The following is a 25,962-nucleotide window of genomic DNA, read 5'->3' as shown; positions in this document are numbered from 1 at the left end:
CGCCTGACCGCCCCGCCCTGCGGCTGGTGCCCGGCGAAACGCGATCATGAGGCCATCGCGCCATGATCGCGCAGGCTACAAATACCTATCCCCAGCCGAGAGATACCGCGCCACATAATCCCTGACGCCGTCCTCCAGCGAGGTGAACTCCCCGTCGTACCCGGCGCCGCGCAGGCGCGCCATCGGCGCTTGCGTGTAGTACTGGTAGGTTTCCCGGATAGCCTCGGGCATATCGACATAGTCAATGCTCTCGGGCAGTTCCATAGCCGAGAACACGGCCCGCACCAGGCCCTTGAAGCTCCTGGCCTTGCCCGACCCCACGTTGAATACCCCGCCCACGTGCGGGTTCTCCAACAGCCACCAGACCACATCTGCGCAGTCCTTGACGTAGACGAAATCGCGCAGCTGCCCGCCGTCCTCCACGCCCTCGCGGTGGGACTTAAACAGCTTCACCGTCCCACCCTGCCTGATCTGCGTGAAAGCCTTGCAGGCCACGCTCATCATATCGCCCTTGTGGTATTCGTTCGGCCCGTAAACATTGAAGAATTTCAGGCTGGCCACGTTGTCCAGCCACCCCTCGCGCCGGGCGGCCAAATCGAAGAGGTGCTTGGAATAGCCGTACATGTTCATGGGCTTCAGGTCGTCCAGGCTCTCGGCCCCGTCCTCGAAGCCCTGGGAGCCGTCGCCGTAGGTGGCCGCGCTGGAGGCGTTCACCATGCGCAGGCCGTGCTCCTGGCAGAACCGGCAGAGTTCGATGCTGAAGCGGGTGTTGTTGGCGTAGAGGTAGTCCGCGTCGCGCTCAGTGGTGGAGGAGCAGGCCCCCAGGTGCACCACGGCGGTAGCTCCGAAGATGTTGCCGCCGCCTTGAATCCTACTCAGAAACTCGGATTTATTGACATAATCCACATAGCGGCGGTTCACCAGATTGCGCCATTTTTCACTGATGGACAGGTTATCCACCACTAAAATGTCCTCCCGGCCCATCTCGTTGAGCTTCCAAAGGACCGCGCTGCCCAGAAACCCTGCCCCACCGGTTACGATCAACATGAGCCCCTCCCGGAACACCCTTCATAAACCGTTGTTTTTCCCGACTATGCCAGCCGCGTCACAAATGCAACTCTCCTTTGCCCTTGGCATAGCCTCGTGAATTGGGGTACAAGCCATGTGCGCCCAAACCAACCCAACGAGGCTTTTCTATGCCAATTTTCGAGGAATTCGATATCGCTGTCCGGGGAATCTATGCCCAGGCGGTGGATGAGGAACGCGTCATCCAGAACCCCGGCCCCGAGCGTCTCAAGCGCATCTGCCTGGAGGAGCCGGACGTACAGGAGACCACCTACGGCAACGTCGTCGCCTTCACCGAGCCCATGTCCAGGGCCAAACCCTTCACCAGAAACAGCATCGACGCCCCCTTCGGCCAGGCCGAGTTCGCTCTGCTCGCCCAGGCCAAGAAGGCGCTCAGCCAGCACCAGCTCATCTGCCTGGACGTGCAGATTCGCGGCGGCGACAGGCCCATCACGGCGCGCCTGATCGTTCCGCGCCGCTTCGCGCACATCGCCTACGGCGGGGCCAAGCTCTTCGGCCCGCGCATAAACAACGTCACCGACCCCACCTACCAGGTCATCTTCTTCCACGACGAGGCCTGGGAAGGCAACGCCGCAAAGCCCCTGCCCGAAAAAGACATCACTATCAGGCTCGTTCATTCCGACGACGGTCGGATGATAAAGATCGTGCGCAACTCCAGCTACCTGGGCGAGTGGAAAAAGGGTATCTTCGCGGGCGAGGACTGGCGCGCCAAGATGGAGCGCGACGGCATCTTCCTGCACGCGGGCTGCCGCCGCGACTGCCTGGAGATGGCCCACGGCGGCCTGGAGACGCAGACCTCGCTGTTCGTGGCCCTGTCGGCCAACGGCAAGACCTCGCTCACCTGCCGGGTGCTGGCCAACACCATCGGCGAGGAGTCCTGGCTGATCCAGGACGACGGCGGCATCCTCAAGCGCGACGGCACTTTCCACGGCTTCGAGCAGGGCGGCATCTACGCCAAGACCGACGGCCTGACCCCCAGCGAGCAGATCGAGACCTATTACGGCGCGCTCAAGCCCGACACCTACCTGGAGAACGTCCACGTGGACGAGTCCGGGGCCATGGACTTCTTCAACATCGAGCGCACCTCCAACGGACGCGCGGTGATCGAGCGGCGCGACTTCATGCACGCCCACCGCAACATCACAGCCGACACGGTGGACAACCTGTTCATCATCACGCGCGGCCCCACCATCCCGGCGGTGGCCAAGCTCTCGCCCTGGCAGGCCACGGCCTTCATGGTGCTTGGGCAGTCCATGGAGTCCTCGGCGGGAGACCCCACCCAGGCGGGCAAGATCAAGAACGTCTTCTTCTACGACCCCTTCCTGGCGGGCGACCGCGTGGAGCACGCCCACCTGTTCCACGAGATCCTCAAGTGGAACCCGCACATCAACTGCTACCTCCTGAACACCGGAAGCGTCGGCGAGGGCGAACACGCCCGCAAGATCACCCTGAACGACACCGTGAACATCCTGGAGACCATCGTGCGCGGCGGCCTGCAGGACTGGGAGATCAGCGAGGCCACCGGCCTCATGGTGCCGCGCGTCATCCCCGGCGTTGATTCCATCCTCATGCACCCGGAGAAGCTCTACCCCCGGGCCGAGTTCGACCAGCGCCAAACCGCCCTTCACGCCGCGCGGCGCGAGATACTGGAGTCGTACGAGGGCCTGGACAAGGCCATCGTCACCTCCGTCAGGAAGTAGGCAGCAAAACGTATGACCGCATGGAGCGGACGCCTGGTTCAGATGCCGGCGTCCGCTTTTTTGATGCGCGCCGGTTGACTTATTTTGAACATATGCTCATTATCCTCCCCACGGAGAGATCATGTCACGTCCCAAACGCTGTTGCCGCATTTACGGCGAGCCCGTCTGCCGGGCCTTCCATCCTACGGGCAGACCCTGCGGGGCCGCCGCCTCCGGCTCACCCGGGGCCGGACAGGTCGTGCTGGCTCTGGAAGAACTGGAGGCCATGCGCCTAAGCGACATGGAGGGCCTGTATCACGAGGCCGCCGCGCAGCAGATGGGCGTATCGCGGGCCACGTTCGGGCGCGTGCTGCAAGAGGGGCGCGCCAAGGTGGCCACGGCGCTGGTGCGGGGCATGACTCTTACAATCGACGGAGGGAATTACGAAATGAGCGATCAAACCGGACACACCTGTTGCGGCGGCAAGGGCCACGCGGCCAAAACGAACGAGACCGTGGCGGCTGAAGGTTCCTGCGGCTGCGGTGGCAAGGGGCACGGCCACGCAAAGGGTGGCGAATGCCTGACCCAGGCCAAGCCGGAAGGGCACACCTGCTGCCGCACCAAGAAGCCTGCCTAGCGCTTCGGCGCTCACGCGCGGGGCGGGGACTATGCACCCTGCCCCGCACGGAGCGAGGAAATCATCTGGAGGACGACGCTGCGACATGCGGCGGGCCTCCAGCGGGAGGTCGACACCATGCGCATCGCCGTTACCTGCGACGAGTCCGGGTCCATGTCGGGCTATTTCGGCAAGAGCACCCTGCTCTACCTGGCCGAGGCCGAGGCCGGGCGCATCGTGGCCAGAAACAGCAGGCCGCTCGGCCCGGACGGCCTGAACGCCGCCAATCTGCACAAGCTGCAAGATTGCGACAGCGTGGTCTGCAAGGGCATCGGCCCCGGCAGCGCCGAAGCGCTGCGGGCGCGCGGCATCACCCCCTACGTGGTGGACCGCCCCATGGAGCCGGACGAGGCGGTTCTGGCGCTCCTGGAGGGACGGCTCAAGCCGTCGGGCATGTATGCTGCTGGCGGGGGCGTCAGCTAGCCTCGCGGGCTGCTGTCCAGAGTCCGGCGCCGATGAAGGTGCAGCCGCCCAGGCGGTTGAAGGCGCGCAGCACGCCAGGGTCGCGCGCGGCGCGGCGGGCTGATCCGGCCAGCGCGGCATAGGCCAGCACGTTCAGGAAGGCCAGCCCCACGAAGGTGGCCAGGATGATGAGCATCTGCGTGTGCACGTCCGGCCCCGGCGTGATGAACTGGGGCACGAAGGCCACGAAGAACAAGAGAGTTTTCGGGTTCAGGGCCGTGACCACATAGGCCTGCAGAACCATACGCATGCGGGAGTTCGAAGCCGGGCGGGCGGCGGAGGGTGGGGACGCTCCGATAGGGTCGATGTCGGCCGCGCCGGACGAATGAGAAGGGTGGGAGGCAGTGTTGCCCCCGCCCTTTATCATTTTGACGCCCATCCAGATGAGGTAGAGCGCGCCCGCCCACTTGAGGATGGAGAAGAGATGCGCGCTGGTCTGGAGGAAGGCCCCCAGGCCCAGAAGGGAGCAGCTGAGAGCGGTTGCGTCGCCCAGCATGACGCCCACGGCGGACCAGCTGGCCCGGCGCGCGCCGTAGGAGAGCGCGAAGCCGACCACGAGCATCACCGTGGGGCCGGGGATGATGAGGAGGAGTGAGGATGCGGCCACGAAGGCGAGGTACGTGTCGAGGGGCATAGGGGGAGGCTCCGGCTAAAGTGTGTGCCGTAAGCTTACGGCGGACTCGACCAGTGCTTCAAGCCCTTTTCTGTCGACTACGCAATGCCACGCTCCTGGGCGCAATCTTTCAGTTGAATTCGAATCCATTGATCATGCATCGCACATTAGAAGTCATAGTCCTGATTATGTCTGGAGAAATCCATGTCCTTAAGACCTACGTTAATTTTTACGTCCTTGTAGCTATACTCCTCCATAAGGGCGTCTTTCTCGTCATAACATGAAATCCCTACAGGAAGCAGGTACTCTTTGTCGATGTGGCAGACCATGCGAGTGGCATAGTACTTTCTCCCGTCCTTTGGGGTAAATTTAGCCTCCACGATGATCGCTGGCCTGCCTTCGAAAGATTCTTCCCCCATGCGGGTGATTTCAATCTCCGCATGCTTTATTGCCATATGGAAATTTGTGTTCATAACGTTGAGGATGAAACCAAAGCCGATGTCAGTTATTGCATGCCGGTTGCCAGCAATAAGGATTGATCCATTGGGGTCCAAGTTCCACGTCAGACTTGCGCCACTGTGCGCGACAACCCTGTTTTTGTTCGTTCCTTCTACGTAGATAGCTTCCTTCGTCGGCCCATCCACCCATTTCATGTAGATTTGCAATGGCTTTTTAAACTTCAGATAAATCGACTCTGGTGGAAGCAGTACTCCTTTCACTCGCTCATGCTTGCGGAACACCGTAGTATAATCCTCAACCTTCGCGTAACTCGCCTCCATTTTTTGCAACAGCGCGAGCAGTTCGTTCTCCTGAGCGGCTACAGCCACGGTACAGTTAAAGGCCATCATCCACAGCACGGCGCATGCCAAAAACAAGGACATCCACAAGTTGCCTCTTGCCAATCGAGAGAACAGTGTACTCAGAGTGATAATGATCACGGTCTTCACCTCGTATTCCATAGAATTTGCGCGGCTATTTGGGGCTCGCTGGCTGACTTCGGCGCTGCCCGCGTCGCCGGGCATAAGAAGGAAGCAGCAATGACGCTGCTGAGGCCATAGCGGGCCGGGTCCAACCTCCAACGCCCCTGATGCTTAGGCAATTTGCAACCTTACGTATTAATTTAACAATGTTCCTACAATACCATATCTATGCCATCTTGCAATGGGAAAGAATCGATTTCATCGAATATAAATCAAATACCGAGGACAAATAAGGTTGCAATGCGGACAATAGCGCAGGAATTTCTGAGTATTACAGAGCGATGCGTTGATCTTAGACCACGGCAATGCGGCATCTCGGAGATCATGAGGCCAATCGCGAGAAGAAGGAGAGCCGTTCGCCTGAACGCATCCCGTCGTTACAGCCATTCGAAAGTTGAGACTTCCAGCACGCTGATGGCGAGGGGCATAGGGGGATGGGTTCCGGCTAGAGTGTGTGCCGGAGGATGTGCGGGGGATTAGACCAGGGCTTCAAGCCCTTTTCTGGGGAGTATGGGGGGCGGGATGGAGGTGCGAGGTGACAACCATCACTGTACATACAGACAACCTTCACTGCCCACTCAACATACGCACAACAAAACGCCAACCAGCAAACACATTTGACAATACATGATAAACTTGCAAAATATAAGCAACGACAGCCCAGAGGTGCGCCATGGATGCAGAAGTTTCCAAGATAGGATACGGTGTTCTTACAGAAATCGCGAAAGATATATACAAAGCAACAAAACACGTTCTGTTCAAAAACAAACACTGGAAAGACATTACAAAAATTAAAAAGCTCCACGACAAAATACTGCAAGTTGGCAGCATCAAAACCATTTGGCAAAAGGACAATGATGTCTATATTGGCGATTTTTATTACCCATCGAAACTTGTCACTTACCATCCGCACGTTGCGACAATACCTGTCGACAGTCTTTCTGACATTTCAAAAGAGAACATTGTAATTGAGGGGACGGTTGGACAAGGTAAATCAGTTTTCTTACGCTACCTCTGCATACAAGAACTCTCACGAAAAGGATCTGGAAGACTCCCCATATTCATAGAACTAAGAAAAATTACTGCAAAATTTGATCTTTTCAATGCGATCAATGAAGCGCTTACGAGCTATGGATACGACAACAACGACGTAAATACCCATGACATACTAAAAACAGACAAAATCGTACTACTTCTTGACGCATTTGACGAAGTTGAAGACTGCTCAACTAGAGACTTGCTCCGGAGCATCGACAAACTTGCAGCATCATACCCAAACATTCAAGTCATAATATCGTCAAGGCCTGGAACAGATGCACAAAAAATTCCAACATACAAAGTACTTCATTTAAAAAAACTAGAAGACAAAGACAGAGAACCATTCTTCAGAAAACTTGGCGTCAAAGGCAAGAAACTACAGCACCTTCTTTCGTCAATAAACACTAGCACGGCTGAAGTGTCAGGGATACTCAACACACCACTTCTACTCACACTCCTTATTCAAGTTTACAATGCCGAGCAATCCGTCCCCAGCAACATCCCAGAATTTTACGAAAAGCTCTTTACAACAGTTTTCAGCAAACATGACAAAACAAAGCCTGGCCTAACCCGGCTACACAAAACGCAACTCGGTGAATTTCGCCTCGAAGAGCTTTTTAGAACATTTTGCTACCTTGTAGCGATGAACGGGATGAAGGTAAGCCTAACCGACACAGAATTTTATACTTTGCTAAATCAATCAATTTCATTTCTTGAGGTATCATGCAAGGCGGACGATTTTAGACACGACATAGTTAAAGTTGCCTGTCTTATGCAAGAAGATGGACATTTCATTTCATTTATACACAAAAGCCTTGTTGAGTACTTTTCTTCCTCATTCATAAAAAACAGAAACGACGACAAAGTCCCCAACTTCTACACAGAATCCGCAAAGTTATCCTTTAGCAGCTGGAGAAGAATAACCCAAATGCTTTCTTTCCTCTCAGAAACAGACAAATATCGGCACACTAAATACTATGCGATACCCATAATCACAAGTTTTTTTAAATCTTACAATATAACAGAAGAACCTTCAGAAGAACAATCCCGCCGAGTATTGCTTCAAATATGCAACGAGAGAGGCCTCATGATAACCGAAGACATCGACGACAATGAACTTAGCACGACAGGATGGTATAGGCCATCTCGTGATCTTCCCAGCATGATCCCGGAGATCAGCGACATAATTGACGAAATTGACGACATTGCGACAATTAATGTCTCAGAAAATACTACCCTAGAAGAATGCCAAGCGTCCATACTGGAAGACGGCACAACGGAGTACAATATTACCTTTTCAAAACTAATCAGCGACGTCGATGTCGCTACCTATACCAATGCTATTCATACTGCTATTGACTCAATCGCAACAAGGTTAAAAAAACATCGGGACTTTCTCACGAAACAGGACAATAAAAACAGCGACATCTATACAATTGACCCTTACTTTAGCAGCAAGTAAACTTCCAAAAAAGGCCGCGCCCTTCCGGGCGCGGCCTTCTAACAACCATCAACAATCTCTCTAGCTTACTTCGCTCTAGTCACCCAGAACATAGCTGAAGATCAGCGGCGCGACGATGGCCGCGTCCGAGTTGATCATGAACTTGGGGGTATGGATATCCAGCTTGCCCCAGGTGATCTTCTCGTTGGGCACCGCGCCCGAATACGAACCATAGCTCGTGGTGGAGTCGCTGATCTGGCAGAAGTACGCCCAGTACGGGGTCTCTTCCAGCTCCAGGTCCTGGATCAGCATGGGCACCACGCAGATGGGGAAGTCGCCGGCGATGCCGCCGCCGATCTGGAAGAACCCGATGGGGGTCTTCTTCTTGCCCATCTCGATGTACCACTTGGCCAGGTGCTCCATCTGCTCGGTGCCGTGGCGGATGGCGGCGTGGCTCTTCACGTTGCCGCGGATCACTTCGGACACGAAGATGTTGCCCAGCGTGCAGTCTTCCCAGCCGGGGGTATAGATCACCACGCCCATTTCCTTGGCGGCCAGCACCCAGGAGTCCTCGGCGGGCACCTGGAAGTGCTTCTCGATGCCGGGCTGGTCGAGCAGCTCGTACATGAACTCGTAGGGGAACTTGGGGGTGTTCTCCTCGGCGGCCTTCTTCCAGAGCTGGGTGATCTCGCGCTGCACCTGGCGCATGATGCCTTCGGGGATGCAGGTGTCGGTGACGCGGTTGAAGCCCTCGTCGTACAGCTCTTTCTCGGCTTCGGGGGAGAGGTCCCGGTAGTTGGGGACCATCTTGTATTCGTTATGGTTGAAGAGGTTGAACAGATCCTCTTCGAGGTTCGCCGCCGTGCAGCAGATGGTGTGGACCTTGCCCGCGCGGATCATGCGAGAGAGGATGATGCCGATCTCGGCGGTGCTCATGGCCCCGGCCATGGTGAGGAACATCTGGCCGCCGTCGTCCAGAAGCTGGTTCCATGCCTTTGCGGCGTCCAACGTCTCGCGGGCGTTGAAGTGCCTGAAATGATGGTCCATGAATTGAGTAATGGTGCTCATTGCCGCTCCTGTGCCGCTCCATGGGCGCTTGCCGCGCCCTCTTCTCGTGGTGAGAGGCAGGGTTATCCGAAATTGAAATGCTTGCGAACGGGGTCGATGATGTTCCAGGTGCAACGCATCCCGGACGGAAAAGTAACCAGATCGCCCTTGCCCATATGCACGGTTTCCCCGCCCTGCGGGGTGACCTCCACCTGTCCGTCCAGGAAATAGCATATTTCCGTGGAATCGTACGCCCAGGGGAATTCGGAGGCTTCCTTTTCCCAGATGGGCCACTCCCAGACGCCCATGGCGGACAGGCGTTCCGGGGAGGGATGGTGCTCGATTTTAATGCCGTGCATGGTGATTCCTTAGCCAAAGGATGATAGCGGTAACAGAAAAGCGGGGCGGGCGTAAAGCCCGTGAGCGGCCTCTCCTGGCCGGGAAGGATGTTTTTCCGGATCGTGAGGGGCCTTGCAGCGCGACTTCATCATTGTTCCGTAACGCCCGATGCGCTACGTTCACGAAAGACGCGCCACCCGAACAAAGATCACCACCATGACAGACACTGCCTTCCCCTGGCTCGCCAATTACGACCCCAAGGTCCCGGCCCAGGTGCCCTACCGCGAGGAACCGCTGACCGGCATCCTGGACCGCGCCGTGCAGCGCACGCCGGAGCGCACCGCCGTCACCTTCCAGAACTGGAGCATCCGCTACGACGCCCTGCGCGAAAAGGCGGGCCGGTTCGCGGCGGGGCTTCGCCGCATGGGCGTGGTTCCGGGCGACCGCGTGGCCATCATGCTGCCCAACCTCCCCCAGACCATCATCGCCTACTGGGGCACGCTCTACGCCGGGGCCACGGTGGTCTTCGTCAATCCGCTGTACATGGAGACGGAGCTCAAGCACATCCTGGAGGACTCCGGCGCTCGGGTGCTCCTCACGCTGGATCTGCTCTGGAACAAGCACCGCGCCCTGCTGGAGGCCTCGGGCCTGGAGCGCATGATCCTCACCCGCGTGAGCGACGGGCTGGCCTTCCCGCTGAACTGGCTGTACCGGCTGCGGGCCTGGAAGGAAGGCAAGTACCCGGCGCTCGCGCTGGACGGCGAGCGCACCCTGTCCTGGAACGGGGCCTTCGCCTCCCAGGCGCTTTTCCACACCGATTTCGACCCCGCCACGCACCTGGCGCTGCTGCAATACACCGGCGGCACCACGGGGCTGTCCAAGGGGGTGATGCTCACCCACAGGAACGTCTCCACCAACGTGCAGCAGGCTCGGGCAATCCTGCACGACATCGGCTCCCACCCGGAGGTGTTCCTGGGGCTTCTGCCCTTCTTCCACATCTATGGCCTGATGGTGAACGTGAACTTCGCCACGGACTGCGGCGCGGCCATCGTCCCCCTGCCCCGCTTCGAGCCGCTGGAGACGCTCAAGTGCATCCAGCGCTTCAGGCCCACGGTGTTTCCGGGCACGCCCTCGGTGTACATGGCGCTTTTGCAGCAGAAGGCCCTGCCGCGATACGACCTGAAAAGCGTGCAATACTGCGTATCCGGCTCGGCCCCGCTGCCGGTGGAGCTCATGCGACGCTTCGCCGAGGTGACAGAGTCGGACATCGTGGAGGGCTACGGCCTGACCGAGGCCTCGCCCTTCACCCACGTGAACCCGCTGCGCGGCAAGCGCAAGCAGGGCTCCATCGGCCTGCCCTGCCCGGACACCATCGCGCGCGTGGTCAGCCTGGAGGACGGCGAGAGGGACCTGGCGCCAGGGGAGCCCGGCGAGCTCATCATCAGAGGCCCCCAGGTGATGCAGGGCTACTGGAACCGCCCGGAAGACACCGCGACGACCCTCAAGGGCGGCTGGCTGCGCACCGGCGACGTGGCCGTCATGGACGAGGAAGGCTATTTCTTCATCGTGGACCGCATGAAGGACATGATCATCTCCGGCGGCTTCAACATCTACCCGCGCGAGATCGAGGAGGTGCTGCACACGCACCCCAAGATCGCGGACGTGGCGGCCGTGGGCGTGCCGCACCGCACGCGCGGGGAGGTGGTCAAGGTGTACGTGGTCGCAAAAGCGGGCGAGAGCCTGACGAAAGAGGACGTCATCGCCTTCTGCCGCGAGAAACTGGCCGGGTTCAAGACCCCGAAATTCGTGGAGCTGCGCGACCAGCTGCCCAAGACCATGGTGGGCAAGGTGCTCAAAAGAGTGCTGCGCGAAGAGCACAAGGCCGCACCCGCGCCCTAGCGGTTTCTCAAGCCCTGTGGCATAGTTTCCGCTCGGAGGGACACCATGGACTACGACGGCTGCGACCACCTTTTCCACAACCCCGAAGTGGGGCCGAAGCTCATGGAGATGATCGACGGCTCCACCTGGGCCAAGGACTTCTCCGAGGACGACGTGATGTGCCTGTGCACCTTCATGCGCCTGTGCCACTTCGCCAAGGACTCGGTCATCTTCTCCGAGGGCGACCCCGACGACTCCATGGCCATCATCCTGGAAGGCTCCATCGAGATCACCAAGCGGGACTCCTCCCCGGACCATAAGCCCAAATGCCTGGTGCGCATCGGGGCCGGACGCGCCTTCGGCGAGATGGCCCTGATCGAAGGCCCGCCGCGCTCCGCCACGGCCAGAGCCCTGGACGACGTGACCCTGCTCATGCTCGGCAGGAAGGACTACGAGGCGCTGTGCGAGAAAAACATGCGCCTGGCCCTCAAGGTCACCACCAACATCGCCCGGCTCATGAGCTTTCGGCTGCGAAACACCAGCGTTAAGCTGGTGGAATATCTGTAGCCGTCCTGGAACGCCAAACGGCGAGAGTGCTGAACCCCGGCAGGCCTCCTTCCGGTTGCCCGGAATGTGCCCCCTGTCAGACAACCCGGCGGTCCATGGCCGCCCGTTTCTTTTGAGGACCGATGAGCTATAGAAATCTCTCCGAGTGTCTGCGGGACCTGGAAGCTACAGGGCAGCTCAGGCGCATCGACGTGGAGGTCGACGCCGACCAGCAGGTCGCGGCGATCCAGCGGCGGGTTTTCCAGGCGAAAGGCCCGGCCATCCTGTTCACCCGCGTCAAGGGCACCCCCTTCCCCATGGTCGGGAACATCTTCGGGACCATGAAGCGGACCAAATTCATCTTCCGCAAGACCCTGGGCGCCATCGAGAGCCTCTTCAGGCTGAAGCTCGACCCCATGGAGGCCTTCAAGCGCCCGTGGCGCCATCTCGGCGTCCCGGCGGCCCTGATCCATGCCTTGCCCAGGCGTGTCAAGGACGGGCCGGTGCTGGCGAACCAGACGCGCATATCGCAGCTTCCGCAGCTCAAGTCCTGGCCCGGCGACGGCGGCGGCTACGTGACGCTGCCCCAGGTCTACACCGAGAGCCTGGCCCAGCCGGGGTTCGCCCGCTCCAACATCGGCATGTACCGGGTGCAGCTCACCGGCCAGCACTTCGAGCCAGACCGGGAAATCGGCCTGCACTACCAGATCCACCGGGGCATCGGGCATCATCACGGCGAGGCCCTGGCCCGTGGCGAATCGCTCAAGGTGAACATCTTCGTGGGCGGCCCCCCCTCCATGACCGTGGCTGCGGTCATGCCGCTGCCGGAAGGCATGCCGGAGCTCTTCTTCGCCGGGGCGCTGGGCGGCCGCAGGATGGACATGATCACCCAGCCGGGCGGACTGCCCATCCTGGCCGAGGCGGACTTCTGCATCACAGGCCGGATCGCCATGGGCCGCGAGCTCCCGGAAGGCCCCTTCGGCGACCACCTCGGCTATTACAGCCTGGCCCACGATTTCCCGGTGCTGACGGTGGACAAGGTCTACCACAGGCCGGACGCGGTCTGGCCCTTCACCACTGTGGGCAGGCCGCCCCAGGAGGACACGGTCTTCGGCGCGTTCATCCACGAGCTGACCGCGCCGCTGGTGTCCACCGTGTTCAGCGGCGTCCACGAAGTCCACGCCGTGGACGAGGCCGGAGTCCATCCGCTGCTGCTGGCCATCGGCAGCGAGCGCTACGTGCCCTACGCCGCCGAGAGGACGCCCCAGGAGCTCATCACCAACGCCCTCTCGCTGCTGGGCAACACGCAGACCTCGCTCTCCAAGTACGTGCTCATCGCAGCCAGGGAGGATGCCCCCTCGCTGCACTGCCACGACGTCAGGGCCTTCTTCCGGCACCTGCTGGAGCGCATCGACCCGGCCAGGGACCTCCATTTCATCACCCGCACCACCATGGACACACTGGACTACTCGGGCATCAGCCTCAACCAGGGGTCCAAGGTGGTCATCGCGATCACCGGCGAGAAGCGCAGGGAGCTCGGGCGGGAGATGCCCACGGGGCTCAAGCTCGCCCAGGGATTCAGCCATCCCTGCCTCTTCGCGCCGGGCATTCTGGTGATGCAGGGTCCAGCCCACGCCAGGGGTCGCGACGAGCACGACCCGCTCCTGCAGGAGCTGGCCCGGTCCATGACCGCCGAGGCGGGGCTGGAAGGCTTCCCCCTGGTGGTGGTGGCGGACGACGCGCCGTTCACGGCCGCATCCTGGGCGAACTTCCTGTGGGTGACCTTCACCCGCTCCGACCCGGCCACGGACACCTACGGCGTGGGCGAATTCATCCACTGCAAGCACTGGGGATGCCAGGGGCCGATCATCATCGACGGGCGGCTGAAGACCTACCACGCCCCCCCCCTCGATCCCGACCCGGATGCGGAGAAGTTCGCGGACAGCCTGGGTGCGCCGGGCGGCCCGCTCCACGGCATCATTTAGCGACTTGCAGGCGCATTGACGAATAAAGGGGGCTTTGCGGCCCCCTTTTTCGTGTGGTCATTTCTTCCGGTCCGCGCCCGCCTGGTTTTCCGGTCCGCAGCTAAGCGCCCGCCGCACAAAAGCATCCGGTTTGGGGCACGGGGCTTGCTCGCATAAGGCTGCGATCCTTCGTCCGGCACTCTTTTCCCCATGCCGGACGGGCGCGACGGAGGATGCTCCATGATCTCGGCACTTGACCAACTCTCATACGACCAGGCCCTCACGGCCCAGCAGAATTCCGGCCCGACCGGCGATCCGGCCCAGTTCGCCGCCCAGTTCGCCCAGATGCTGGCTGCAAACCAGATCCAGGGCCAAGGCCAGAACGTCGGGCAGCAGGCCACGCCCGCGTCCCTGACGTTTTCGGCCAACACGCTGGCAACCCAAGTATCTCAAGTGTCCCAGGCAGCAGCCGACCCCAACGCCGTGATCGCGGCGCAGATCCAGTCCAACCTGACGGCCCAGGCTGCGGCAACAACCGCCACGCAGACGCCTGAGCAGGCCAAAGGCTTCCAGGACAGCCTGGTGCTGCAAAACCTCAACTATCAGGCCTCGCTGGCCATGAACCAGGGCAACATCCCCGCGTTCATGACGTTTCAGGCGCTCATCACCAAGCAGATGACCTCCATGGGGCTCATCACCGAACAGGCCAAGGCGGCAACGACGACTGCGACGCAAGCGACGCCGACCAAGACCGTAGCCACGAAAACGTCAACCAAGACAAGCGCCAAGACCGCCGCCGCAGTCACGGCAGCCGCCGCCAGCGCAAGCCAGGTGGCAGCCAGCAACGCCAGCACCGGGAGCTCGGCCAGCTCGCAACTGACCGACACGGTGCTCAGCAACGCCAGCACGGCAGGCTCCTCTGCAGCGGAACTCGCCAGCAACGCCAGCACAGCCGGGTCCGGTTCAGCCGCCCTGGCCAGCAACGCAGGCGCTGGCGGCGCGACCACGGCCCAGAATCAGCCCGACGCTACCGATCCCGTTGACGAACTGGACGCCCTCCAGGCCGAACTGGACGCCCTGCTCGCAGGCCTGGAAGGCGAATCGCTCGACGCAGCACTGGCCTCTCTGGCCTCCGTCACCAGCAAGTACGGCAGCGCCCAGGCGGCGTAGCGGCGCACGCCGTTCGGGATTGTCCGGGTTTTCCAGGCAGACGGATGAACCGTCCTGCTGGAGGAATACCCCTCCCATCCTCCGTTCACGAGCCCTGCCACGGCCCGGTGCTGCAACGCTCATCAACGGACCCGACGTCCTGGCAACAAAAAAACGGGCCGCCCTTTCGTCGAGGACGGCCCGTCTGCCAGGAAGCGGCTGCTTGCGGGAACCGCTTACTTCTTCATGAATCCCTTGATGTAGGTGCCGTCGATGGTGGCCTTCACGCCGCACTGGTCGCAGGTCTTGGCGCTGTCGATCATGGCCGCGCCGTTCTTGAAATACAGGGAGAAGTTGCACTTCTGGAAGGTGCCCCGGAACACGCCGACGCCGTCCTCGAGCTCAATCATGCCATCGAGGTTGCAGGTCGCGCCGTCCTTGGTGACTACCATCACCGAGAACTGGTGCATGGCGCCCTTCACCTGGTCGAGCTTCAGCCAGCCCTTGGCGGTGTCGGATTTGAGGCCGTAGGTTCCGCTGTGATTGGCGGTTTTGGCGCAGGCGATTCCGGCGGAAAACACGGTCAGGGCCGCAAGGATGACGATCATCTTCAGAGCACGCATTCGATTTTCTCCTCAAGGATTTGTGACAGGGGAATGTTTCGAAGGGCTTTCTAACGCACTGAAGACACAGGGCTGTTTGCAGTGGCGTGAAATCGCGGTGACCGTTGCGTTACGGCGCAGGCGAGACGGACGCGCTTCAATCCCTGCGCGCGTGGGAGATAAAAAGCCGGGCCGCCCCTTGCGAGGGACGGCCCGGCTTTCATGAATCATCATGCGACTGCTCGTGTCGCGTTTTTGAAAAACAGGAACATGTTTTTCAAAAACAAAATACATGGTTCTCTTGGATTAGGTTCATACATCGTATGAACGCATTATGAGAACGCCGCATTAGCCGTACAGCCTACTTCTTGCGGCGCGTGGGGATGTCGATCTCGTACTTCTGGATTTTGTAGTTGAGCGCCCGGCGGCTGACCCCCAAGAGCGGCGCCGCGTCCTTCTGCACCCAGTTGGCCTTCTCCAGAGCCCGGATGATGGCGACCTTCTCGCTCTCGTCCAGGGACATGGCGCTCTCGGACTGCTGCCCCTTGTGTACGGCGGTGGGGGCCACCTGGAGGTCGGTGGGCGTCAGCTCCCCGCCCTGGCTGAGCACGATTCCCGCCTCGATGGCGTTTTTCAGCTCGCGGATGTTGCCGGGCCAGGGGTAGTTCACGATGAACTCCATTGTGGCCGGGGGCAGCACCACCAGGGGCATGCCCTGGGCCTTGCAGAAGCTGGCCACGAAATGCTCGGCCAAAAGCGGGATGTCTTCCTTGCGTTCGCGAAGCGGCGGCACGTTCAGGGTGACCACCCGCAGCCGGTAGTACAGGTCCTCGCGGAAGGTTCCCTCGGCCACGTCCTGGATCAGGTCGGCGTTGGTGGCAGCGATCACGCGGCAATCCACGGCGATCTCGCGGGTGTCGCCGATGCGGCGGATCTTGCGGTTCTCCAGGAAGCGCAGCAGGCGCACCTGCATCTCCATGGAGATGTTGCCGATCTCGTCCAGGAAGAGCGTCCCCTTGTGAGCCTCCTCGATGAGGCCCTTCTTGTCGCGCACGGCATGGGTGAAGGAGCCCTTCACGTGGCCGAAAAGTTCCGACTCCAGGAGGCTTGCCGGGGTGGAGCCGCAGTCCACGATGACCAGCGGATGATCGCGCCGGGGGCTCATGGAGTGCAGCAGTTGGGCGATGCGCTCCTTGCCGGTGCCGGATTCGCCCAGCAGCAGGACGTTCACGTCGCGCGGGGCGACCTTTTCCACCATCTGGGCCAGCTCGCGCATGCGCTGGGAGCGCGTCTCCCACATGCCGCAGTCTTGCGTGCCGCAGGGCGGAACGACGTGAGCTCCGTGGGCGCTCGCCTTGGCCTGGGCCACCACGGCCTTGCTGAGCACGGAGCTGACCTTATCCAGCAGCTCGCGGCCCTCGAAGGGCTTGGTGAGGTAATCCACGGCCCCGCTCTTGATGGCCTTCACGGCGTCCTGGATGGACCCGAAGGCCGTCAGGAAGATGATTGGCAGCTTGGGCGCGGTCTTTTCCAGATGCGCCTGGAGCTGGAGTCCGTCCATGCCCGGCATGCGGATGTCCGAGATGACCAGGTCCACCGGGGTGCGCGCCAGGACGTCCAGGGCCTCCCTGCCGTCGGAGGCCAGGATGACCTCGTACCCGGCAGAAGCGAGGCGCACCTCCAGGACTTCCTGGATGTGCGGGTCGTCGTCGGCTACGAGGATGGTCTTTTTGGGGTGTGCTGCCATGTCTACTGGGCCGACATCTTCTTTTTCTCCTGGATTTCCCGATGGATGGCCTCCAGGGCTTTGATCTGCTTCTGCAGATGCTGCACTTCCTTGTCCTTCTCCTGGAGGCGCCGCTGGAGCTCCTGCTCGCCTGAGGCCGGCTTGGGGGCCTGGGGCTTGACGCCCGCAGCCTGCTCCTTGGGGAGGGCGAAGAATTTGGCCCTGCGCACGAAGGGGGTCAGCATGCGCGGGTCGGCCTGGGGAGGCGTGCCGGAAGCGCCCTTCTCCCACTCCAGCCAGATTTCGCGGGCGGCCTTGAGGTCCTCCGGATTATCGGCCCCGGCCAGACGGGCGCAGGCCAGGCTGAAAAGCGCCTTGGAACGAAGCGTCTGGTCGTCCTGCCTGCGCACCAGGCTGTCGAACAGCACGGCGGCGCTCTTGTAGTCTCCCGCCCAGAACGCCTGGAGTCCTTCGGCATAGGCGGTGTCCACATCCAGGGACTCGGGGTCGGCAATCACCTGGGTGACGGGCTCCGGCACGATATCCGCCGATTTCTTGGGCGTGCACGCCCCCGTGAGAAGAAGGCCGAGCGACAAAGCCAGGGCCAATGCCAGGTGCGATGAATTCGGACGATGGATCAAGAAACGTGCGTTCGCGGCCATATCACTCAGTCTCCCTGGCGATGGGTATTGTAAAGAAGAAAGTGCTGCCCCGTCCGGCCCGGCTGGAGAGCCAGATCTTGCCGCCGTGGGCCTCCACGATGTTCTTGGCGATGGACAGGCCAAGACCGATTCCGTCTGCGCTCTTCTTGAGCTGCTCGCCCCGGTAGTACTTGTTGAAGACCAGGGCCTGCTCGCCCTCGGGGATGCCGGGGCCGGAGTCCACCACGGAAAACAGCAGCTGGTTGCCGCCGTCCGCCAGTTGGAGCGACGCCTCCACAGAGGTGCCGGGAGGCGAGAACTTCACGGCGTTGCCGATCAGGTTCAAGAGCGCCTGGCGAAGGTGTTCGGTGTCGGCCATCACGGAGGGCACGTCGGGAAGGGTGTGGGCGTTGATGGAAATTTTCTTGGCCTCGGCTGCGGGCGTGGCCTTGTCCACGGTCTCGTAGAGCAGGTGCACGGGGTCCACGGGCTTGAAGCTCAGCGTAATGAACCGCGAGGACATGCTGGAGACCTGCATCAGGCGCGACAACAGCTTGGAGATGCGCTCCAGCTCCGAGGAGGCGATGTCCAGGAAGCGCTTCTGGCGGTCGCTCACCTCGCCCAGCACCTGCTCGCGCATGAGGTTCACCGACTCGCGGATGGAGGTGAGCGGCGTTCGTATCTCGTGGCTCAGCATGTCGATGAAGTCCGTGCGCATCATCTCCTCTTCCTTGAGGCGCGCCGTCATCTCGTTGAAGGCCTGGGCCAGCTCGCCCAGTTCATCGCGCGAGATCACCCGCACGGATTCGAGCTTGCCGTCCAGGGTGAAGGCCCGGATGCCCCGGCGCAGCTCGCGCAGGGGGCGGAAAAGCGAATAGGTCAGGTAGGCGCTGCCCAGAAGCGCCACGGCCATGGACACGCCCAGGCCGATCATGCCCGCGCGCACGGAGCGTTCGCTCCAGACGTAGAGCTCGCGCATGCTGGACTCGATGAAGCGTTCGTTGTCCTGCTTGGCCTTGAGGATGGCCCCCAGCCAGGCGTTCAGCTTCTCCTGGGGGACCCAGGGCAGGGGCTGGCGGGTGAGGTCACTGGCGTCGCTCAGGCCGGGGAATTCACTCTGGAACTCTTCCTGGAGCTTGCCCCACACCTCGGAGCCGGGATAGCTGAACCACTGGATGGAGCCCAGGTTTCGCCGGTATTCCTTGAGGGCGGAGACGAAGTATTCCTTGTAGTTGTCCTGGCGCAACACATCGTACTTCTTCTGGTTTTCCTCCATAGAGAGCAGGCTGTCCACCATGCCCTGCGAGATGGAGAGAACCTCGAAACGCACCTTCACCACCTCGCGGGAGATGTTCACGATGCCTTGCTGATAGTCGAAGATGTTGGCCGTGGTGAAGTAGATGATCACCAGGATGGATGCGAACACGAGGATCAGCTTGAAGAGTATGCCGATCCGCAAAATACGGGGTCTGGTTGGGAAGCGCATGGTCGTTTACTTGGTCCGCCCTTTATGACGGGGCGGACCATACGCTCAAAGCCTTCGCTGGGCAATCACTTGGCAGAGAAGAGTTCACGCTCGAATTCGTGGGGGCGGCGCAGGTTGGCGATGGTGATCTTCTGGCCGGAGCCCATCACCAGGATGAGCTTCCCGTAGCCCAGGAGCGACCCAAGAAGGCCGGTGCAGGCGCGCACGGACTCGATGCGCGCGAGGTCGAGCGAAGAGAGCGACCCGGAGAGCACGTCGTGCTGGATGAGGCGCTTGTGGGTGATGAGCACCTTGTTGCTGAAAAAGCTCAGGAGCCTGGCCAGCCCCATGATCCCGAACACCACGGCCAGGGTGAAGCAGACGCTCTTCACCGTCCAGGTGATTACCGGCGGCAGGATGCGCTTGAGGTCTTCAGGAGGCGTGAACTGGACAGCCGCCAGGATGGGGTCCTTGTAGGCCAGGACTGCGGCGGCCAGTCCGAAGTAGACGGCTGCCTTGATGAACACTGCCCAGTGCTTCTTGCTCTGGTAGAGGATCTCTTCGTTTTCGGCCAGGACGCGGCGCGGCTCCATGCTGTACCCCATAAAATCGGATTTCGGCCCAGATGGCGGACGCTACTCCATTTTGTCGGGTTCTGTAAAGAAATGAAGGAATTGAAACGAAGTGCGAGGGAAATGCGTCCGCCCCCCCTTTCCATCCCGGGAATCGATACCTATGATAGGGAGACCATGGCCCGATAGGAGAACTCTATGTTGGACGCGCTTTTGTTTCTGGGCATCATCGTCGGCGGTGTGCTCATCGTGAACAAGCTGTTCCCGAAAATCGAAGGCGGCGGCGGCTGAATACCCCGCGTAGGCCCGGACTTCTGTAAGAAGTCCTCCAAAGACGACAATTCATGCAAGTAGGGCCGCAGCCCAGGCGAACATGACCATGACGGCGGCCGTCCCTCCCAGCCACGGCGACAGGGGGCGGCCGCTTCTTTGCAGCATCATTTCCGCGCCCGCATAAGCCATCCCCAGCGCGAACCCCGCCCCGAAGCCCATGAAATGCCCCGCGAGATCGATCTTGCGGGCCTCCTCTTCGGAACCGACCCCCAGAAACGCCAGGATCATGAGCCCGGCAGCGAAAGGCAGGGCACGCTTCCAGCTGGCGCTTCCCCAGGACCGCCCAAGGCGCATGAGCCGCACCCCGGCCAGCGCGCCCAGCGCCGCGAACACCGCTGTGGATGACCCGATAAACCGGTAGCCGTCCCCCGAGAAAGGCAGCTTGGCCAGATTGGCCCCTATGCCTCCGGCCAGCGCCAGGAACCAGGCAGCCCCCAGCCCCACCTCCACCGCAAGGAGCAGCAGAAACGTTCCGCCCAGGCACACGTTGCCCACCAGATGGGCGATGTCCGCGTGCAGAGTCAGGGCGGTGACCGCCCGCCACCACTGCCCCCGGGCCATGAGGCCGACGTTGCCGCCCCCCAGTTCCTGCCAGTCCACCAGGAAGGCTCCCAGCGCATGTTCCGCGCCGGTCATGGTCAGAAACACCGTGACCAGGGCGAGGCTCCAGAGCACCCCCGGCAGGGCGCTCCAGGCCTGGGGCTGGCCGCGCCAGTCCGGCAGGCTGACGGCCTGGGGGGGATTTTCGCGCAGATAGGCGCGCAGCTGGTCCAGAGCCTCCTCCCGGCGCGACTGCGGCACCAGCAGGCGAAGCCCGGGCCAGCCCTGGCGGACCCGGTGCGGCACGCGCTGCGAGAGAAGCACCAGCGACCAGTGCCGGGCCATCTCCGTGTCCAGTTCGGGAACGCCCGCCTCGGCCAGCAGTTCGGGGGCAACGTCCAGCCAGTTCTGGCGGGGGATTCCCAGCGGCTGGCCCGGCCCGCTTCCAGGGGACTGCGGGTTCTGCGGCAGGGGGGGGCTGATGTCGTCGGGATCGGGCATAGTCTGGTCAACTCCGAAATGTCTCTTTTCGCTTAGACCCAGGCCTGCTAGAGTGGCAACCGCGAAAACGCATCAGGCCGACGCGGACCCGACGCGTGAACCGGCGCAGCGCACTCCCGCGAGCGCTTCGGCGTCCGGGCTCAGCGCGCCGTGATGACACAGCATACCGACCGAAGGAACACCATGGCCAAGCAGGAACAGATCTATTCCTTTTTTCTTCTGGGGATACTGGCGATTTCGCTCTATTTCGCCTTCAACGTGCTCAATCCGTTCGTGCATAACATGTTCATCGCCATCATCCTGGCGTCGCTTTTCCACCCGGTGCAGACCTGGCTCAAGAACCGCTTCAAGGGCCGCAGGACTCTGGCGGCGCTGTGCTCCACGCTGCTCATCACCCTGGTGATCATCCTGCCCATGTTCCTGTTCACGGCGGCGATCACCGGGCAGGCCGTGAAGTCCATCACCTCATTGCAGGCATGGCTCAAGGGCGCGCATCTTGAAACCTGGCTGAAAAGCGAGACCTTCACCCCTTGGGTCCAGTGGATCAACGAGACCATGCCCTGGCTTGAATTCGACCTCAACAAGATCGACCTGCAAGGCAGCCTCCTCGACCTCTCCAAGCAGACCGGCCAGATCATGATCGACACCGGAACCAAGCTCCTGGGGAACTTCATCGGGGTGTTGCTGAACTTCATGATCATGCTCTTCGTGCTGTTCTTCCTGCTGCGCGACGGCGAGGCCATGCTGGTGCAGCTGAAGCACCTCTCCCCGCTGCACGACGCCCAGGAGGACCGCATCCTGCGCAAGCTGCGCGACGTGGCCCGCTCCGTGGTGGTGGGCAGCTTCCTGGTGGCCATCTGCCAGGGCATCGTGGGCGGCATAGGCCTTGCCATCGTGGGAATCCCGGCCCTGTTCTGGGGGGCCATGATGGGGTTCGCCTCGCTGGTTCCGGTAGTTGGCACCCTGGTCATCTGGGGTCCCGCCGCCATCTACCTGCTCATCATCGGCGACTGGAAAGGCGCTGCGATCCTGGCCGCCTGGGGCGGAATCCTGGTCTCCAGCATCGACTCGGTGCTTCGGCCCATGCTCATGCAGGGTCAGGCGCAGATGTCCACGTTCTGGGTGTTCTTGTCCATCATCGGCGGCATCAAGTATTTCGGCCCGCTGGGCATCCTCTACGGCCCCATGATCCTGGCCCTGGCCATGGTGATGCTCACTATCTACGCCGACGAATACAGCGACCTGCTGGCAGCAAAGAACCTGCCGCCCTGCGAGCCGGAACACCACGAGAAGCACCCCAAGAAGAAGTAATAACGCCCCGCGACCGGACGGCTCAGGGCTGTCCGGTCGCAGGGCGCTCGCATCGCGGTTATCGGACTGGCGTTCGGGTTCGGCGGAGACGACCCGGCTCCGCCGGACTCACGGGCGCGGCGGGTGTCGCGCCCTGGAAACCCATCACCATGCTCTTTACTGATTCATTGAAACGAAATGCATCAAACAGACGGACATTTTTCCCGAGGATGCCGCTCTAGTTGGCCGCGCTCCACTCCTGGCGGAGGTTCTTCAGGATCTCGGCGGCTTCAGGAATGTTCTTGCGCTGCATGGCCCACACGCGAAGCGCCCGGTTGACCGGAATGCCCCGGTTGGCCGGGTCCTGGTAGAAGGCGTCCATCCCCTCCACGAAATCCTTGAGCGAGAGCCCGAAGAAGAAGCGGCTGGAGTTGTAGTCGAAGGTGGTCTGGGCCTTTTCCAGGCAGGCTTTGTCGTCCTTGTAGAGCACGATGCTGCCCTTGCTCAGGGTGGGCAGGGTGAACTCCGACCCGGTGGTCACGCCGTCCAGCACGCCGGTCATGTAGGCGTACTTCCAGGTGTCGTTGCGGCCCATCCAGTCCTTTCCGTCGCGCTCCTGGGCGTGGGACACGGCGGCGGTGATCAGCAGCAGGAAACAGACGACGAGCAGTATGATGCGCATGTGGAGACCTCGCAGGGATGTGGGCGGCGTCAGAGGCCGGACCCGTGGGCGCGGTGGTATCAGGCGTGCGGACCCGTTGCAACAGCCCAGACGACTGCGGGGCAACTTTTCATCTCACGGAGTGCGTTGCGCCCGGCTTGCGGCAGACCACCCGGCCCATGACCCTGGGCGGGGACGCAAGCTCCCCCTCGTAAAGCTCCAGCACCTCCCAGTCGCCGAACCAGGCAGCCAGCTCGCCCCTGCGGAGCAGATGGTCGGGGTTGCGCGGCTTGCCGTAGGCTTCCTGGCCCTCCAGATATGTTTCGTAGACCAGCATGCCGCCGGGTGCCAGGCAGGCGCGCAGCACGGGAATCAACGGGCGGTGCAGGTAGCGGAACACCAGCACCACGCCGAACGCGTCCACGCCGAACGACGGCGGTTCTGGCGTCTCCAGGTCCATCTGCCGGAAGGCGGCGTTTTGCGGCAGGCCGGACTGCACAAGCTCCTTGATTGCCTCTGCGGAGCGATCCACCAGGAGCACCTCGGGGAACCACGGCCGGGCATCGCTCTCCGGGGAGGTGCTGACTGGCGCATCCGCAGCTTCGCCCGGCCCGGATAACGCTGCGGGCCTGGAGCGCTCTTCCCCAGGCCGGTCGGCCAGGGCAAGAGCCAGCCCGTTTCGCCCGTCGCCGCAGGCCACGTCCAGCACAGGCCCCAGCCGGGCCGCGCGAAGAAGATCGCCGCGCCAGCGCGCCAGGAGCTCCGAGGCCTTCGCGGCCACGTCCCAGGCCGTCATGGAAGCTCATTCCCGCGAGTGTTCATACGTCCCCCTGACTATTTACTTGCCCACGCTCCCGGAATATCCCATAGATCAGGAACGCATGCAAAGAGCTGTGGCTCCCCGGGCGTCTCCCTCCCGATGCGCCCGGACGATTCGCGCCCGGCGAATGACCTGCGGCAGTGGAGTGAATCCACATGTGAGCAAACGCTCGGGAAACAGGGACTATCGATTATGCCAGCCACCCTGAAGCACTCCAAATGGCCCGCCCTTCTGGACGCGCTGCGCGGCATGGGCGCCGTGACCGTCGCCGTGTCCGGCGGCGTGGACAGCCTCCTCCTGGCCACCCTGGCCCACCGCAGCCTGCCCGGAAGGACGCTCATGGCCCACGCCGTGAGCCCTGCCGTGCCGCCTGAATGCACCGCGCGGGTGCGCACCGAAGCCCAGGCCCAGGGCTGGCGGCTTACCCTGGTGGATTCCGGGGAATTCTCCGACGAGCGCTACCTGCAAAACCCCTACGATCGCTGCTACTTCTGCAAGCAGCACCTCTACAGTTGCCTCGGGGTTCTCTCGCGGGAGCTCTCGGACTGGTTCAGGACCACGCCCGTAATCGTCAGCGGGACCAACTCCGACGATATGGGCGAGCACCGGCCCGGCCTGGACGCAGCCAGAGAGCACGGGGTGCGTCATCCCTTCGTGGAGACCGGCATATCCAAGGGAGACATCCGGGCCATGGCGGGAGAGCTGGGCCTGTGGTTCGCGCAGATTCCGGCCTCGCCGTGCCTGGCCAGCAGGGTCTACACCGGAACGCGTGTGACTCCGGAAATCCTGGCCGCAGTGAGTTTCGCCGAGACGTTCCTGCGGGACCGCCTGAACGTCCAGGTGGTGCGCTGCCGCATCCAGAACCGGGACATGCTTGTGGAAATGCAGGAGAAACAACGCGCCCTGGCCGACGCCCAGACCCTGGCCGAGCTTGACCGCCAGCTCAAGGCACAGTTTCCGGCGGTGGGCGGGGTGACGCTGGACCCGGAAGGCTACCGCTCCGGAAGGGCCTTCACCCGGCAAACCCCGTAGGCGCTCCGCCCGGCCAAGGGCGCCGCGCTCCTGAATAACATGCATCCGTGCTTCGGGAACGCCACACGAGCCGGACTGAACGCGACGCCCGCCTGCTCCGGACGCCGGAAGCGCGACCGCAGCACCCTCGTGCCGCAGGACATATCCGACGACGCTCATCCCACAACTGCATTTTTTGTTGCGGGACATGCAACACCCGAGTTGTCTCCCTTGTTTTTTCGTTTTTCTTCCTGGAACAACCTGATCGTCACTTGCCATTTCGTAAGGCTTGCTGCATGCAATCCGTATAAATCGTCCTGTCGTAGCGGGGGCAGTATGAACGAGAAGGCAAGAGCTACCAGATGGCGTGCGAAACAGGTGGCGGAAGGCGGCAAACCCATTGGCGTAACTCTCACGCCAGGTGCGGCCCTGGCGCTCGAATCCCTTCAGACGTCCTTCCATTGCTCGCAAAGAGCAGCCATCAGTCTGGCACTTGAATTGGCCGCCGGGCACCCCGAACTCGTGCATCTGTCGAGCGACATCGGCCAGGAGGTTGGAGCACAGCCCAGCGACTGCACATCCCGGCGCATGGAGGACATGGAGCAGCGCCTGGAGCAGCTGGAAGCCATGCTCGCCGCAAAACACGAACAGGAGAGGGAATCATCCCTGGAGGGAAGCGCCAGGGAGGCCAAGGAAGTGCTCATCACCTTCACGGCCAGACAGATGCTGGAGCACGGCGAGCGCATGTCGCGCGTGCAGCTCTACACTCTGGCCAGGCAGCACAACATGCCCGTCCAGCTCACGCAACACGAATACAACGTGTTCATTTCCTATCACATGGATAGAATCCGGGAGATGATGCGAACCCTCAAGGAACGCACGCAGTAGCCGGGGACCGAAAG

The 25,962-nt window shown here is 61.6% G+C and carries 24 protein-coding genes; 11 read left to right on the top strand and 13 right to left on the bottom strand.

What is annotated here, in order from left to right; translation table 11 throughout:
- Nucleotides 1-75: 75 nt before the first annotated feature.
- On the bottom strand, nt 76-1,047 hold the full coding sequence (rfaD, locus tag G453_RS0108180) for an ADP-glyceromanno-heptose 6-epimerase (protein WP_027190665.1): 972 nt from the start codon (nt 1,045-1,047) through the stop codon (nt 76-78).
- Nucleotides 1,048-1,196: 149 nt separating this feature from the next.
- On the opposite strand from rfaD, the gene G453_RS0108175 reads away from it, so the two are divergent.
- The 3 genes from G453_RS0108175 to G453_RS0108165 all read left to right on the top strand — a co-directional run bounded on the left by G453_RS0108175 (nt 1,197) and on the right by G453_RS0108165 (nt 3,864).
- Complete coding sequence (locus G453_RS0108175; RefSeq protein ID WP_027190664.1) at nt 1,197-2,786, top strand: phosphoenolpyruvate carboxykinase; 1,590 nt, start codon at nt 1,197-1,199, stop codon at nt 2,784-2,786.
- Nucleotides 2,787-2,907: 121 nt separating this feature from the next.
- Nucleotides 2,908-3,402, top strand: coding sequence for a DUF134 domain-containing protein (locus G453_RS26175; protein ID WP_084502177.1), 495 nt, complete (start codon nt 2,908-2,910; stop codon nt 3,400-3,402).
- A gap of 117 nt (nt 3,403-3,519) precedes the next feature.
- Nucleotides 3,520-3,864: a NifB/NifX family molybdenum-iron cluster-binding protein gene (locus G453_RS0108165; RefSeq protein ID WP_027190663.1), complete on the top strand. Its 345-nt coding sequence runs from the start codon at nt 3,520-3,522 to the stop codon at nt 3,862-3,864.
- Here the strand turns inward: G453_RS0108165 and G453_RS0108160 are convergent.
- Both G453_RS0108160 and G453_RS23030 read right to left on the bottom strand, forming a co-directional pair.
- Nucleotides 3,857-4,537, bottom strand: coding sequence for a LysE family translocator (locus G453_RS0108160; protein WP_027190662.1), 681 nt, complete (start codon nt 4,535-4,537; stop codon nt 3,857-3,859). The two genes, G453_RS0108165 and G453_RS0108160, sit on opposite strands and share 8 nt — an antisense overlap.
- A gap of 146 nt (nt 4,538-4,683) precedes the next feature.
- Nucleotides 4,684-5,454, bottom strand: coding sequence for a DUF1571 domain-containing protein (locus G453_RS23030; protein ID WP_235731721.1), 771 nt, complete (start codon nt 5,452-5,454; stop codon nt 4,684-4,686).
- Between the two features lie 715 nt (nt 5,455-6,169).
- Between G453_RS23030 and G453_RS27115 the strand changes: the two genes are divergently transcribed.
- Nucleotides 6,170-7,996 carry an NACHT domain-containing protein gene (locus G453_RS27115; protein WP_084502175.1) on the top strand — a complete coding sequence of 609 codons (1,827 nt, stop codon included), beginning with the start codon at nt 6,170-6,172 and terminating at the stop codon, nt 7,994-7,996.
- Between the two features lie 75 nt (nt 7,997-8,071).
- On the opposite strand, the gene G453_RS0108145 is transcribed toward G453_RS27115, so the two are convergent.
- Both G453_RS0108145 and G453_RS0108140 read right to left on the bottom strand, forming a co-directional pair.
- Entirely contained in the window at nt 8,072-9,043 is a 972-nt protein-coding gene (locus tag G453_RS0108145; RefSeq protein ID WP_027190660.1) for a deoxyhypusine synthase family protein, read from the bottom strand.
- 62 nt (nt 9,044-9,105) lie between these two features.
- On the bottom strand, nt 9,106-9,381 hold the full coding sequence (locus tag G453_RS0108140; protein ID WP_027190659.1) for a cupin domain-containing protein: 276 nt from the start codon (nt 9,379-9,381) through the stop codon (nt 9,106-9,108).
- A gap of 196 nt (nt 9,382-9,577) precedes the next feature.
- On the opposite strand from G453_RS0108140, the gene G453_RS0108135 reads away from it, so the two are divergent.
- From G453_RS0108135 to G453_RS0108120, 4 genes are all read left to right on the top strand, one after another.
- Entirely contained in the window at nt 9,578-11,260 is a 1,683-nt protein-coding gene (locus tag G453_RS0108135) for a long-chain-fatty-acid--CoA ligase (RefSeq protein ID WP_027190658.1), read from the top strand.
- A 45-nt stretch (nt 11,261-11,305) separates the two neighbouring features.
- Nucleotides 11,306-11,806: a cyclic nucleotide-binding domain-containing protein gene (locus tag G453_RS0108130; protein ID WP_027190657.1), complete on the top strand. Its 501-nt coding sequence runs from the start codon at nt 11,306-11,308 to the stop codon at nt 11,804-11,806.
- Between the two features lie 122 nt (nt 11,807-11,928).
- Nucleotides 11,929-13,770: a UbiD family decarboxylase gene (locus tag G453_RS0108125; protein WP_027190656.1), complete on the top strand. Its 1,842-nt coding sequence runs from the start codon at nt 11,929-11,931 to the stop codon at nt 13,768-13,770.
- Nucleotides 13,771-13,989: 219 nt separating this feature from the next.
- A complete protein-coding gene (locus tag G453_RS0108120; RefSeq protein ID WP_027190655.1) occupies nt 13,990-14,919 on the top strand; it encodes a hypothetical protein in 930 nt (309 codons plus the stop codon).
- Nucleotides 14,920-15,134: 215 nt separating this feature from the next.
- Here the strand turns inward: G453_RS0108120 and G453_RS0108115 are convergent, their stop codons facing one another.
- The 6 genes from G453_RS0108115 to G453_RS23025 form a co-directional block, all read right to left on the bottom strand.
- Nucleotides 15,135-15,521, bottom strand: a complete 387-nt coding sequence (locus G453_RS0108115) for a hypothetical protein (protein WP_027190654.1) — start codon at nt 15,519-15,521, stop codon at nt 15,135-15,137.
- Nucleotides 15,522-15,861: 340 nt separating this feature from the next.
- On the bottom strand, nt 15,862-17,247 hold the full coding sequence (locus G453_RS0108110; protein ID WP_027190653.1) for a sigma-54-dependent transcriptional regulator: 1,386 nt from the start codon (nt 17,245-17,247) through the stop codon (nt 15,862-15,864).
- A 2-nt stretch (nt 17,248-17,249) separates the two neighbouring features.
- Complete coding sequence (locus G453_RS0108105; RefSeq protein WP_027190652.1) at nt 17,250-17,888, bottom strand: hypothetical protein; 639 nt, start codon at nt 17,886-17,888, stop codon at nt 17,250-17,252.
- A gap of 1 nt (nt 17,889) precedes the next feature.
- The gene (locus G453_RS0108100) at nt 17,890-19,353 is read right to left on the bottom strand and encodes a HAMP domain-containing sensor histidine kinase (protein ID WP_043645024.1); all 1,464 of its coding nucleotides are present in this window, start codon (nt 19,351-19,353) and stop codon (nt 17,890-17,892) included.
- A gap of 65 nt (nt 19,354-19,418) precedes the next feature.
- Nucleotides 19,419-19,925: a PH domain-containing protein gene (locus tag G453_RS0108095; RefSeq protein WP_027190650.1), complete on the bottom strand. Its 507-nt coding sequence runs from the start codon at nt 19,923-19,925 to the stop codon at nt 19,419-19,421.
- A gap of 321 nt (nt 19,926-20,246) precedes the next feature.
- Nucleotides 20,247-21,278, bottom strand: a complete 1,032-nt coding sequence (locus G453_RS23025) for a rhomboid family intramembrane serine protease (RefSeq protein WP_051272009.1) — start codon at nt 21,276-21,278, stop codon at nt 20,247-20,249.
- Between the two features lie 183 nt (nt 21,279-21,461).
- Here G453_RS23025 and G453_RS0108080 point away from each other — a divergent pair, with 183 nt between their 5' ends.
- Entirely contained in the window at nt 21,462-22,589 is a 1,128-nt protein-coding gene (locus tag G453_RS0108080) for an AI-2E family transporter (RefSeq protein ID WP_051272006.1), read from the top strand.
- Between the two features lie 217 nt (nt 22,590-22,806).
- Here the strand turns inward: G453_RS0108080 and G453_RS0108075 are convergent, their stop codons facing one another.
- Together G453_RS0108075 and G453_RS0108070 are read right to left on the bottom strand one after the other, a co-directional pair.
- On the bottom strand, nt 22,807-23,250 hold the full coding sequence (locus G453_RS0108075) for a hypothetical protein (protein ID WP_027190648.1): 444 nt from the start codon (nt 23,248-23,250) through the stop codon (nt 22,807-22,809).
- Nucleotides 23,251-23,359: 109 nt separating this feature from the next.
- Entirely contained in the window at nt 23,360-24,025 is a 666-nt protein-coding gene (locus G453_RS0108070) for a class I SAM-dependent methyltransferase (RefSeq protein ID WP_027190647.1), read from the bottom strand.
- 216 nt (nt 24,026-24,241) lie between these two features.
- Between G453_RS0108070 and G453_RS0108065 the strand changes: the two genes are divergently transcribed.
- Both G453_RS0108065 and G453_RS0108060 read left to right on the top strand, forming a co-directional pair.
- On the top strand, nt 24,242-25,081 hold the full coding sequence (locus G453_RS0108065; protein WP_043645018.1) for an ATP-dependent sacrificial sulfur transferase LarE: 840 nt from the start codon (nt 24,242-24,244) through the stop codon (nt 25,079-25,081).
- 315 nt (nt 25,082-25,396) lie between these two features.
- Nucleotides 25,397-25,948, top strand: a complete 552-nt coding sequence (locus G453_RS0108060) for a hypothetical protein (RefSeq protein WP_156920848.1) — start codon at nt 25,397-25,399, stop codon at nt 25,946-25,948.
- Nucleotides 25,949-25,962: the final 14 nt, after the last annotated feature.

Source organism: Fundidesulfovibrio putealis DSM 16056 (assembly GCF_000429325.1).
Taxonomy (GTDB): domain Bacteria; phylum Desulfobacterota; class Desulfovibrionia; order Desulfovibrionales; family Desulfovibrionaceae; genus Fundidesulfovibrio; species Fundidesulfovibrio putealis.
The sequence above is the reverse complement of the archived record's forward strand: the minus strand, read 5'-3'. Positions and strand labels throughout refer to the sequence as shown.